This window comes from Leeuwenhoekiella aequorea, from assembly GCF_004104375.1.
GTDB classification, from domain to species: Bacteria; Bacteroidota; Bacteroidia; order Flavobacteriales; family Flavobacteriaceae; genus Leeuwenhoekiella; species Leeuwenhoekiella aequorea.
The window spans coordinates 485,862-498,331 of sequence record NZ_QOVM01000001.1 but is presented as its reverse complement, the minus strand read 5'-3'; the positions used below and the strand labels follow the sequence as shown (position 1 = coordinate 498,331).

Annotated in this window: 8 protein-coding genes; 1 reads left to right on the top strand and 7 read right to left on the bottom strand. The window is 37.8% G+C overall.

Going from position 1 to position 12,470, the window contains the following annotated elements; translation table 11 throughout:
- Positions 1-20: 20 nt before the first annotated feature.
- From DSM00_RS02200 to DSM00_RS02175, 6 genes are read right to left on the bottom strand one after another with little or no spacing between them, the layout of a single operon-like run.
- Positions 21-1,385 carry a quinol:cytochrome C oxidoreductase gene (locus DSM00_RS02200; protein ID WP_164916281.1) on the bottom strand — a complete coding sequence of 455 codons (1,365 nt, stop codon included), beginning with the start codon at positions 1,383-1,385 and terminating at the stop codon, positions 21-23.
- Positions 1,386-1,409: 24 nt separating this feature from the next.
- A complete protein-coding gene (locus tag DSM00_RS02195) occupies positions 1,410-2,090 on the bottom strand; it encodes a c-type cytochrome (protein ID WP_128756382.1) in 681 nt (226 codons plus the stop codon).
- 3 nt (positions 2,091-2,093) lie between these two features.
- Positions 2,094-2,633 (bottom strand): DUF3341 domain-containing protein, encoded by a 540-nt coding sequence (locus DSM00_RS02190; RefSeq protein ID WP_128756381.1) that lies wholly within the window; start codon positions 2,631-2,633, stop codon positions 2,094-2,096.
- A 3-nt stretch (positions 2,634-2,636) separates the two neighbouring features.
- The gene (nrfD, locus tag DSM00_RS02185; protein WP_128756380.1) at positions 2,637-4,418 is read right to left on the bottom strand and encodes an NrfD/PsrC family molybdoenzyme membrane anchor subunit; all 1,782 of its coding nucleotides are present in this window, start codon (positions 4,416-4,418) and stop codon (positions 2,637-2,639) included.
- Between the two features lie 31 nt (positions 4,419-4,449).
- Positions 4,450-7,542 carry a TAT-variant-translocated molybdopterin oxidoreductase gene (locus DSM00_RS02180; RefSeq protein WP_128756379.1) on the bottom strand — a complete coding sequence of 1,031 codons (3,093 nt, stop codon included), beginning with the start codon at positions 7,540-7,542 and terminating at the stop codon, positions 4,450-4,452.
- A 58-nt stretch (positions 7,543-7,600) separates the two neighbouring features.
- Positions 7,601-8,944, bottom strand: coding sequence for a c-type cytochrome (locus DSM00_RS02175; protein WP_128756378.1), 1,344 nt, complete (start codon positions 8,942-8,944; stop codon positions 7,601-7,603).
- A 220-nt stretch (positions 8,945-9,164) separates the two neighbouring features.
- On the opposite strand from DSM00_RS02175, the gene DSM00_RS02170 reads away from it, so the two are divergent.
- Complete coding sequence (locus DSM00_RS02170) at positions 9,165-9,551, top strand: SPOR domain-containing protein (protein WP_128756377.1); 387 nt, start codon at positions 9,165-9,167, stop codon at positions 9,549-9,551.
- A 74-nt stretch (positions 9,552-9,625) separates the two neighbouring features.
- Here DSM00_RS02170 and infB read toward each other — a convergent pair whose 3' ends face one another.
- Positions 9,626-12,466 (bottom strand): translation initiation factor IF-2, encoded by a 2,841-nt coding sequence (infB, locus tag DSM00_RS02165; RefSeq protein WP_128756376.1) that lies wholly within the window; start codon positions 12,464-12,466, stop codon positions 9,626-9,628.
- Positions 12,467-12,470: the final 4 nt, after the last annotated feature.

The following is a 12,470-nucleotide window of genomic DNA, read 5'->3' as shown; positions in this document are numbered from 1 at the left end:
GCTTTTTCTCTTCGTTGATATTAATAATGAAAATGCTCGCTTTCTACTAAGAATGGATTATTCTTTGGTCTCAACGAAACTCTAGACAGACCCAAGCCTACCATTAGAATAAATAATCCTAGGAAAAATAATATTGCAGCGAATTCGGTAATTCCGAAAGACCAGTATGGTCCTACTGTAGATGGCATAACTAGTAAGAAAATATCTATGTAATGCCCTACAAGTATAATTGTACCAGCTATAACAACAAACCAGGAAACTCGTTTAAAGTCGCTGTTCATTAAAATTACAATTGGAAATACAAAATTCAATATTAACATTCCGAAAAATATAGGGTTATATTCCTGTATTCTCAATATGAAATAAGTTACTTCTTCAGGTATATTAGCATACCAGATTAGCATAAACTGTCCAAACCACAAATATGTCCAGAAAATACTAAATCCAAACATAAACTTCGCTAAATCGTGAAGGTGACTATCGTTTACAAATTCTAGCTGACCTATTGCTTTTAATGATACAGTTACGATCGCAATGACTGTTACAGCAGAAACCATTATTCCAGCAAGAATATACCAAGCATATAGCGTACTATACCAGTGCGGAGTCATAGACATAAACCAATCCCAGGCCATTGTAGACTCAGTAACTAAAAAGAAAGCTAAAAAGTAAATTGAAAACTTGAATAAGTTTTTATAAGGTCTATCATCCTCAGCAGTATCCATTGCAAGACTATTCTTTCTCGCGAAAAATCTATAAAGATTCCAACCAGCAACATATATAACTGATCTAATTAGCCAGAAAGGAAAATTTAAATACCCTGATTTATCTTGTAAGATTTGATCTTCAGCTACTAGTTCGTGATTCTGCCAAGGGTAGAAATGTTCACCTGCAAAAACAACAATTAAAAGTACAATTATAGAACCTGGAAGCAAATAATGAGTAATCCCTTCCATCACTCTAAATAATACCGGAGACCACCCAGCCTGAGCTGCTGTCTGAATAGCATAAAAAACCAATGCTCCCAATGCTATCATCATAAAAAAGAATGCGGCAACAAAAGCTGCAGACCACGGTTTACTTTGCATTTGATGCAAGACGTGCTCCATATGCTCCTCATCTTCATGAGCATTGTGCCCCATGTCTTTATCTTTAGACATAGCTGCTTCTGAGTAACCATGTTCCTGGCGCGCTTCATCTATAAAGTTAGTTTCCTCGTGAGATTCAGAAGATTCAGACTCGTGGTGAGCATCGTGAGATGCTAAAACAGCACTAGCTTCTTCTACTGTATGTGGAACAGAAAGAAAGCCATAGACCAAGCCAACTAACCCAAGTACCATACTAATGATGGCGAAAAGTCTTAATTTACTAGAAAATGTATACATAATTTTGAAATATCCTGGCTTTATTTATTCTTCAATATTAGCTTCTTCAGAAGGCATAGCAGTTGCATTTTCACCTTCATCTGTGGCTTCCTCTTCAGTTAAAGAAGCTTCATCATCAGTTGACGCGGAGTCAAAAGCTCGTTTAGTCTTTCCGTCTAATTGATCTTTAAGATCCATTACATAATGGTTAATTAACCATAGTTCGCGATCGGTAGTTTGAGAAGCATAAGAACCCATAGTGTTAATTCCGTAATAGGTTACATGATAGACACTTCCTTCAGTAATAGCTCTACCTTGATCATTATATGCGGGAATACCCAAAATCTTTTCGCGTTCAGCTAAAGTTCCTTGACCATCTCCTTTATCTCCGTGACAAATAGCACAGTAAATAGTATATAATTCTTTTCCTGCATTCACATTATCTTCTGTGTATGGCAACGGATTTCTTAAACCTTTTTTAGCAGCTTGATAACCTTCAGTACTATTTTCATACTCATAAGGCATCCAACCACGTGAAACTGATCCTTCAGCAGGAATCATTGCTTCCATCCCATTTGGAAATACCTCATAGTTACCGTAAGCTTCGTAGCTCACCTCCTGGTACATGTTAGGCATATATTGATAATTGCGATAATCCTTATTTTGGCAAGAGCCTAAAACAATTAGCAACATCAAAGAGCCTAATATTTGAATATTATTTCTCATTTGTTAAGCGTGTTCTTCGTTATGAATTAAACTTATTTCAGAAGCTCCTGTATCATATAGAAATTTAGAAAGCTCATCTAGATCGTGATTTGCAGCATCAACTTCAATTAGAAAATGATCATCTGTCGTTCTAACATCTGGATTTTCAGCTTTCCTAAAAGGCCATATTTTACTTCTTAGGTAAAAAGTAATAACCATAAGGTGAGCAGCGAAGAATACCGTTAATTCAAACATAATAGGTACAAAGGCCGGCATATTTTGCAGATAAGAAAAACTAGGTTTACCACCTATATTTCTTGGCCAATCTTCTATCATTATATAATTCATCATCAATGTAGCCACACTAAGACCTACTAAACCGTACAAGAATGAAGTAATAGCTAATCGCGTGGGAGCAAGCCCCATTGCCTTATCTAAACCGTGTACAGGAAAAGGAGTATAAACATCAATGATTCTATACTTTTTAGCACGTAGCTCCTTCACAGCTTTCATGAGAATATCATCATCATTGTAAAGCGCATGTAAAACGTTTGCTGATGCCATATCTTATTGTTTAAGTTTTTGTGCCTGACCCGCCCAATCATCACGCTCTGCTCTTTCTGCAGCTACGATCTCATTTAACAAATCATAATCTGTTGTTGTCATTCTACTCATTTGGTCAAAGGTATATATACCAAGCTGATGTAGTTTTTGCTCTAGAATTGGACCAATACCGCTGATACGCTTTAAGTCATCTGCAGTTTGCGTTGCAGGATCATAAATACCTATTCTAGATAACATTAAATCCACTTGAGTTCGTTTTGCCTCAGTATCTAATAATACATCTGCATTAACAGTTGTTTGATGATATGTATTATCATTATTAGTAGTAGCTGCAATAGAAGTACGCTCTGCATAAGTAGAAGTACGTTTGTCTGCCGCAGTACCAGCTAAATCTTCACCCGACTCTCTAATTCTCTTGTAGCGCTCTCCAGAAGATTTAAGAATACTCTTAACTTCTGCTTGAGCGATTACTGGGAAAGTACGTGCATACAATAAGAACAATACAAAAAAGAAACCTATTGTACCTACAAATACACCTATATCTACAAACGTCGGTGAGAACATTGTCCAAGAAGAAGTTAATCTGTCTTTACTTAAACATAGTACAATAATATCAAAACGCTCAAACCACATACCTATATTGATTACTAAAGCTACGAAGAATGTCCAAACAATATTTCTTCTCCAAGCTTTTACCCAAAGTGTAAGCGGCACAATTAAGTTACATATAATAAGCGCCCAGAATGCCCACCAGTATGGTCCTGTTGCTGCTCCATAAGATAAGTAAGTATAGTTTTCATAAGGAACACCTGAGTACCACCCTATAAAATATTCTGTCAAATAAGCAACAGTTACGATCCCACCTGTTAACAATATTACTTTGTTCATAAACTCAACGTGAACAATCGTAATATAATTTTCAAGGTTAACAACTTTACGCATCACTAATAGTAATGTCTGTACCATTGCAAACCCAGAGAAAATAGCACCAGCGACAAAATAAGGAGGGAATATAGTACTATGCCATCCTGGAACTACTGAAGTAGCAAAGTCAAAAGATACAATAGTATGTACCGAAAGTACAAGTGGAGTTGCTAATCCTGCAAGAACCAAAGAAACCTCTTCAAATCGTTGCCAGTCTTTAGCACGGCCACTCCATCCAAAACTTAATATCCCGTATATTTTTTGCTGAAAAGGACTCTTAGTACGGTCTCTTATCATTGCAAAGTCAGGAAGTAATCCTGTCCACCAGAAAACCAAGGATACCGATAAGTATGTTGATATCGCAAATACGTCCCAAAGTAAAGGTGAATTAAAGTTTACCCATAATGATCCAAACTGGTTAGGAATAGGTAATACCCAATAAGCTAACCAAGGACGTCCCATGTGAATAATAGGGAATAAACCTGCTTGAACAACAGCAAAAATTGTCATTGCTTCTGCAGATCTGTTGATTGCCATACGCCATTTCTGACGGAATAATAGAAGTACTGCAGAAATAAGTGTTCCCGCGTGACCAATACCTACCCACCAAACAAAGTTAGTGATATCCCAGGCCCAACCTATAGTTTTATTAAGACCCCAAACCCCAATTCCTGTGGTAACCGTATAAACTATACAGCCTAGACCCCACAAAAATGCGATAAGCGCTATAGAAAAAACAATCCACCAAGATTTATTGGCTTTTCCTAATATAGGAGCTCCTACATCTACACTGATGTCATGGTAAGATTTCTCTCCAAGAATCAAAGGCTCTCTTATGGGTGCTTCGTAGTGTGACGACATATTAATATATTGATATTTATTTTAAAATATTTTAAGCTTCAGCAGTATTCTTAACTTTTACATGATAGAATACATTTGGTTTTACCCCTATATCCTCTAGTAAATAATACTTACGTTTATCATTTTTCAATTCTACGATTTCTGAATCTGGCATATTTACATCACCAAACTTAATAGCACCATTATCGCAGGCATCACTACAAGCAGTTGTAAATTCTCCATCTTTTACTGTTCTACCCTCTCGTTTAGCATCAAGAATAGTTTTTTGAGTCATTTGGATACAGAAAGAACATTTCTCCATAACACCACGAGAACGTACTGTTACATCAGGATTAAGAACCATACGCCCTAAATCATTATTCATATTGTAGTCAAACTCATCATTTTCACTATACAAGAACCAGTTGAAACGACGCACTTTGTAAGGACAGTTATTTGCGCAATAACGTGTACCTACACAACGGTTATAAGTCATTTGGTTTTGACCTTGTCTACCGTGACCTATTGCAGCAACAGGACATACAGTCTCACAAGGAGCATGATTACAATGCTGACACATTACAGGCTGAAAAGCAACCTCAGGATTATCATAAGATTGAACCTCTACAACGGCATATGAATCAAATGCAGGTAATTCTTCAAGAGTTTTAGTCTCTTCAACAAAAGTATCTTCAGAAGAATAATAACGGTCGATACGCAACCAGTGCATATCTCTAAAGTTTCTAACCTCTTGCTTTCCTACAACAGGAACGTTATTCTCAACGTGACAAGCAATAACACAAGCCCCACATCCTGTACAAGCATTTAAGTCTATAGAAAGATTAAAATGCGGACCTACCGTGTCATCAAACGATTCCCAGATATCTGCATTCTTGTCTCTAACTTCAATTTCAGAATGGTTGTAATCAACCTCCCCTACAGGGTTCCAAGCATGAACATCTTTAGTATTGAATATTTCAAGCGTAGTCTCACGAATTATATCGTCTGCACGACCAGCCATTGTATTTTGCATTTGAACACAAGCAAACTCGTGCCATCCGCTAGTTTTAGTTATCTCAACTTTTTGAGTTGTACTAAAATCTTTATATAAAGAGTAAGCATTAACACCTACTTTCATCTCATCTTGAACAGCAGCAGTTTTACCATAACCTAAGGCCAAACCTACTGAACCAGGCGCTTGACCCGGCTGAATGTACACAGGCACATTCTCTAGTTTAACACCATCTAATGTTATCGTAACATAACTACCGTTTAACTCACCTTTGGAGGTAATTTCATTTTCAACACCTAACTTATCGGCATCAGTCTTTGACATTGTCAAAAAGTTATCCCAAGAAGTTCGTGTTATAGGATCTGGAAATTCTTGTAACCAGGGATTGTTAGCCTGTTGACCATCTCCTAATCCAGTACTTGTATAAAGCGTTAAATCAAAACCACTCCCAGTGTTATCTTCCTGAGCAAGTGCAGCTAATGCACTAGCCATAGTAATCGCTCCGTGCTCAGAATGACTACTCATCTCAGCAGTATATTCATCTGCAGCTTCTGTGTTTATACTACCAGAAACAATACCATCATGCAAAGCTTGATTCCAACTTGTAAACGAGTTACTCCAGTTAGACTTTAAATAATCGTAATAAGTTTGAGTATTTCCTGTCCAAGTCAACAAAGAATCCTGAAACTGCCTTGTACTAAATAAAGGTCTTATTGTAGGCTGTGTTAAACAGATTTGACCTTTCTTTATTTCGACATCACCCCAAGATTCTAGATAATGCGGAGTAGGAGCTAAATAATTACATAAAAGTCCAGTTTCATCTTCTTTCATATTGAAAGAAACACGAACATCAACCTTCTCTAACCCAGACTTAAACTCAGCCACATTTGGCATACTGTAAACAGGATTAACTCCCATAACCAAGATAGCACCCACAGAGCCCGCATTCATATCGCGCACAAGCTGTTGTACTGCTTTTGCGTCACCCTGGCGAGTCATTTTAGGATATTGAGTATCCATAACAACACTACCTAAAGACTCATTAATTGAAAATGCCACTAATTGAGCATTTGCATCTTGAACCCCAGTGATAAAAACACCCTTACTTCCAGCATTGCGTAATTGAGTCGCAGCAGCTTTAACCGCTTTGTCAAGCTCTGGAGAAAGACCTGTATTAGAACTACCGCCAGCAACAAGGTTTTGCATCGCCAATACCGCTTTCTTCTGCTCCGAAGGAGTCATTAAAACACGCTTATCAGCATTTGCACCAGACAAAGTCATATTTGCTTCAAACTGGATATGCCTAGACATTTTTCCATTTTGAGGAACTCTACTTTTTGAATAACTCGGCCCAAAACCTCCACCTTGCCAATCTCCTAAGAAATCTGCGCCAAATGAAACTATAACCTCTGCTTTAGAGAAATCATAATCAGGCAAAGCACGAGTGCCGTATTTGCTTTGGAAAGCATCTAAAGTAGCACTCTCACTTACCGTATCATAAGTAACATGCTTAACATTAGTATAAGCTCCAGAAAATTCAGCTATTAGTTTTGATGTAGACGGACTAGCAAATGTTTGAGTTAACAATACAATACTCTTCCCTCCTAAAGACTTCAACTTAGAACCTAGATTTTCATCCAGTTCCTCCCAAGAAACATCTTTACCATCAATTTTTGGCCCCTGCAATCTTTTAGTATCATACATAGATAATACAGAAGCGTGCACACGAGCATTATTACCTCCTAACGCGGAGGCCATTTTATTATTTTCAATTTTGATAGGTCTTCCTTCACGTGTCTTAACTAAAACACTAGCAAAATCAAAACCATCTGCCATTGTAGACGCATAGTACTCGGCTTTTCCCACAGTAATACGATCTGGAGCAACTACATAAGGAATTGATTTCACAACAGGACCCTCACAGGCGGCTAAAGTAGCAGCGGCAGTTGAGAAGCCTACATATTTTAAGAAATCACGACGCGTAGTAGAAGAAGCATCTAACGAATTCTTGTCGCCTAGAAACTCATCCATAGGAATCTCCTGCGCAAACTCATTTTGTTTAAGCGCCTCAACAATAGAGCTATTTTCATTTAGCTCCTCAACACTTTTCCAGTATTTCTTGTTTGATGACATAAAATCTATTGTTATTTATTTTGGAACGCGAGATTAAACAACACGTTTACTTTATAATTTAATAATGGCATTTTCCACATTCAAGACCTCCCATTTGAGCTACCGTCAATTGCTCAACACCATACTTCTTAGAAAGCTCTTCGTGAATTTTTTCATAATAAGGATTGCCATCAATCTTTACATTGGTTTCTCTATGACAGTTAATACACCATCCCATAGTTAAAGGAGCAAATTGATACATAACTTCCATCTCTTCAACAGGACCGTGACAAGTTTGACACTGAACACCTGCCACACTTACATGCTGAGAGTGATTGAAATATGCAAAATCTGGTAAATTATGGATTCTCACCCACTCTACCGCTTGAGTTTCTCCCGTATAAGATTGCGTAGCAGGATCCCATCCAGTAGCCTTATAAAGCTTTTGAATCTCTTTATCGTAAAATTCTTTTGAATAATCGTCAGTTACAGAAGTAAATTCAGAAGTGTTATCAGCTACCTCAGAAATACTCTTGTGACAGTTCATACACACATTAAGAGAAGGAATACCTGAATGCTTACTTGTTCTTGCTGAAGAGTGACAATACTTACACTCAATTTGGTTTTCACCAGCATGTATTCTATGCGAATAATGAATTGGTTGAATTGGCTCATAACCCTGATCAACTCCTACCTGCATCATCCACCCGTAAGCAAAATACGCACCACCTAAAAGCAATATAATTACTGAAACCAATACAAGAAATTGATTTTCTACAAATGACTTATAAATTGGCTTTCTCTTTTCCTGTACAGGTAATTCAACTCCCTGAGCAACTGCAAACTTTCTTAATGTATTATTCACCAAGAACAGCACTGCAACTAACATTACAAGAACCACAGCTAATATACTTAGTATAATAGTTGTAGAAACACCTCCACCTCCCTGAGAAGCACCAGCACTACCAGCAGCAGGAGCAACAGCCTCAGGCTTTGGCGTATCTGTATAAGCTAAAATATCATCGATATCTGCATTTGACAGTTGCGGAAATAAGTTCATAGGAGTTTGATTATACTCATTATAAACTTCTAAAGCTTCTGGATCACCAGCATCGATAAGCGCGCGATTATTCTTAATCCACAAATACAACCACTCACGGTCGCGACGCTCAGTTACTTCAAAAAGTGCTGGCCCCGTTGCACGGTTATACAATTTGTGACAAGCCGCACAGTTTGCATTAAATAAAGCTTTCCCGGCAGCCGGATCACCTCCTTGAACTGCTGGCGTAGTTTCCGACTCCGCAGCACCCTCAGCAGGCTGTTCTGCTTCTTGAGCAAATACAAAAGAAGAGAACGAAAGCAATAAAGCTAATGTGATTAAAGAAAATCGAAAAGCTGAATTAAGGTTTTTACCCTGTTTCATAGTATGATAGAATTGTCATCTTAGCGCGGCACCATTATGAGTAAATCCAAGGGTCTCAAGGCTCACAAGAATGCCGACAAATTTGATGGCAAAAGTAAGACTTAGAAGTGGATTTTTGAAGTGTTAGCAAAGCGTTAAAAGGTAATTTATACGAGTTCTAAATAATAAATAACCGAGACTTTGAGTTATAACAATTACTTTTGCTTAAACATTTTTTCTTATGAAAAGAACCTTCTTAAAACCCCTGTTATTCTGCTTTTTAGGCGGAATAATTACATCAAATCTTAATGCTCAAACAGCTACTTCAAATATCATTCAGGATAGTAGAATACCTGAATTACTGTCACTTAAATCAAAAATGACTAATGACGATGAGCTAATAGATAGGTATAAAGTACAACTATATTATGGTACTGTTACAGGAGCAAATAGTGTGCATAGTAAATACAGATCTCGTTTTACCGAGTGGAATCCCAAGATAGTATACGAAAGCCCAAATTATAAAGTCTGGGTAGGAAATTTTAGAAGCAGACTAGAAGCAGATCGTGCGTTAATTCAAATTCAAAAATTATTTCCGAATGCGTTTGTCATGAAGCCCGAACGATAAAAATCAAAAAGATCCATAAATAATAAACCCCCTGAAGAATCTTCAGGGGGTTTATTATTTTATATAAGCTTATATTATTTAAGCTTTTTCTTGACAGCTACCTGGTGATAAGATTCAACTATATCGCCCTCACGTATATCATTGTAGTTCTTGATTTGCATACCACAATCATATCCCTTGGCAACTTCGCGCACATCATCCTTAAAGCGTTTAAGAGAAGCTAATTCCCCTGTGTAAACAACCACACCATCACGAATAAGACGCACTCCATTATTTCGGAATATTTTACCTGACGTTACCATACAACCTGCAATTGTACCTATCTTAGAAATCTTGAATGTCTCTCTAATTTCAGCATTACCAGTAATTTCCTCCTTCATAACCGGAGACAACATACCTTCCATTGCATCTTTAAGATCGTTGATCGCATCGTAGATTATCGAATAAGTACGGATATCGATTTCTTCCTTATCAGCAACTTGACGCGCATTACCAGCTGGCCTCACGTTAAATCCTATAATAATGGCATCTGACGCTGATGCTAACAACACATCACTTTCTGTAATTGCACCAACACCCTTATGTATAATGTTTACTACAATCTCATCTGTAGATAACTTAAGGAAACTATCTGTTAATGCTTCTACAGAACCATCAACATCCCCTTTGAGTATTATATTCAATTCTTTAAAGTCACCTAAAGCAATACGTCTTCCGATCTCATCAAGCGTTATATGCTTCTGAGTTCTTACAGATTGTTCACGTTGTAATTGAGTACGTTTTGAAGCAATATCTTTAGCTTCACGCTCATCAACCATTACATTAAACTTATCACCTGCCTGAGGCGCACCATCAAGACCTAATATTGATACTGGCGTAGATGGACCTGCTTCTTTTACTTCTTTACCACGCTCATCTTGCATGGCTTTTATCTTACCACTATTCGTACCAGCAAGAACGTAATCTCCAATTCTAAGTGTACCACCTTCTACAAGTATGGTAGAAACATACCCTCTACCTTTGTCTAAGAATGCTTCTACTACAGTACCATTTGCTCTCTTATCTGGGTTTGCTTTAAGCTCTAAAATTTCAGCCTCTAATAAAACCTTTTCTAAAAGTTCTGGAACTCCAGCACCTGTTTTTGCAGATATGTCGTGAGATTGAATTTTACCACCCCAATCTTCAACAAGTAAATTCATTTGAGCCAATTGCTCTTTAATTTTCTCTGGATTAGATGTAGGTTTATCGATCTTGTTTATCGCAAATACGATAGGCACACCTGCTGCTTGAGCGTGAGAAATCGCCTCTTTAGTTTGTGGCATTACATCATCATCTGCCGCTACAACAATAATAGCAATATCTGTAACCTGAGCACCACGAGCACGCATTGCTGTAAACGCTTCGTGACCCGGTGTATCTAAAAATGCAATCTTTTGACCATCTTTAAGAGTTACACCATACGCACCAATATGCTGCGTAATACCACCACTTTCACCTGCAATAACATTCTCTTCTCGAATATAATCCAACAATGAAGTTTTACCGTGGTCAACGTGACCCATTACGGTTACAATAGGAGCTCTATGCTTTAGGTCTTCTGCAGCATCTTCTTGAATAGCAACAGACTCTTTAATATCTGCATTAACGAAGTCAACTTCATATCCAAATTCATCAGCTACAATAGATAATGTTTCAGCATCTAGACGCTGATTCATTGTCACCATCATACCTAAAGACATACAAGCAGAAATAACTTTAGTAACCTGCACATCCATCATTGTTGCAACTTCACTTACAGTAACAAATTCTGTAACTTTAAGAACTTTGTTTTCTGCTTCTTGCTGCGCTTGCTCATCCTCGTTTTTCTGACGATGTTGATCTCTTTTATCACGACGGTATTTTGCACCCTTACCTTTACTTGATTTCCCTTGAAGTTTTTCTAAGGTCTCACGTACTTGTTTTTGTACTTCTTCTTCAGTAGGCTCTTCTTTAACTACTGGAGTTGAACCTCTTCTATTACCACCGGTATTTCTGGTGTTCTTACCGCGATTGTTATTAGCGTTAGATCCAGATGGATTAGATCCAGTAGTTCCCGGCGCTTTACTAATACGCTTGCGCTTACGCTTCTTATCATCATTAGCAACCGGCTTTTTCTTTTTCTCAGGTTTTTTAAACTGAGATAAGTCGATCTTTTGACCTGTGAAATTCGGGCCATCTAATTTCTTATAATCCGTTTTTAAAACGTCATCACCTAATTTAGGCTCTTCTTTTTTAGGTTCAGCCTTTTGATCTTGAGGTTTTACAACTTCCCTTTTAGGCTCCTCTTTTTTAACCTCTACAGGTGCTGCTTTTGGAGCTTCAACAACCTTAGGCTCTTCTTTAGCAACTTCCTCAACTTTAGGTTTAGGAGTTTCTTCGACAGCCTTTGGTGTTTCTTTAACCTCCTCAACCACTTTTTCTGGAACAGCTTCAGCTTTAGGAGCAGCAACCTCCTCAACAGGAGCCTCTGGTTTCTCTTCAGCCTTAACCGGCTCTGAACTTTCTTTAGGTTTACTAGGCTTGTCTAGATCGATTTTACCTACTTGCTTAGGCCCCTGAAGACTAGATTTTGCACGTATTACCTCAGACTGAGTTTCTCTAGTCTGGCGTTTTTCTTCGATTTCTTCTTCACGAGCTAAACGCAACGCCTCCTTCTCTTTTTGCTTCTCTTGAGCTACCTCTTTTGACGCTACTTTTTTATTGGCATCTGTCTGAAATTGATCAGAGAGAACCTCGTAGATTTCGGCAGAGATTTTTGTGGTAGGACGCGCTTCAATTTCGTGACCTTTTTCCTTTAGGAAATCTACTGCACGATCAAGTGAAATATTAAGTTCACGTAATACCTTATTTAACCTCATGTTTCTTACTTCTGCCATAAAA

Excerpts from the sequence above, each read along its gene's own strand:
- DSM00_RS02195 (WP_128756382.1), bottom strand. The coding sequence starts at position 2,090 with ATGAGAAATAATATTCAAATATTAGGCTCTTTGATGTTGCTAATTGTT.
- DSM00_RS02170 (WP_128756377.1), top strand. The coding sequence starts at position 9,165 with ATGAAAAGAACCTTCTTAAAACCCCTGTTATTCTGCTTTTTAGGCGGA.
- DSM00_RS02190 (WP_128756381.1), bottom strand. The coding sequence starts at position 2,633 with ATGGCATCAGCAAACGTTTTACATGCGCTTTACAATGATGATGATATT.
- infB (WP_128756376.1), bottom strand. The coding sequence starts at position 12,466 with ATGGCAGAAGTAAGAAACATGAGGTTAAATAAGGTATTACGTGAACTT.
- nrfD (WP_128756380.1), bottom strand. The coding sequence starts at position 4,418 with ATGTCGTCACACTACGAAGCACCCATAAGAGAGCCTTTGATTCTTGGA.
- DSM00_RS02180 (WP_128756379.1), bottom strand. The coding sequence starts at position 7,542 with ATGTCATCAAACAAGAAATACTGGAAAAGTGTTGAGGAGCTAAATGAA.
- DSM00_RS02175 (WP_128756378.1), bottom strand. The coding sequence starts at position 8,944 with ATGAAACAGGGTAAAAACCTTAATTCAGCTTTTCGATTTTCTTTAATC.
- DSM00_RS02200 (WP_164916281.1), bottom strand. The coding sequence starts at position 1,385 with ATGTATACATTTTCTAGTAAATTAAGACTTTTCGCCATCATTAGTATG.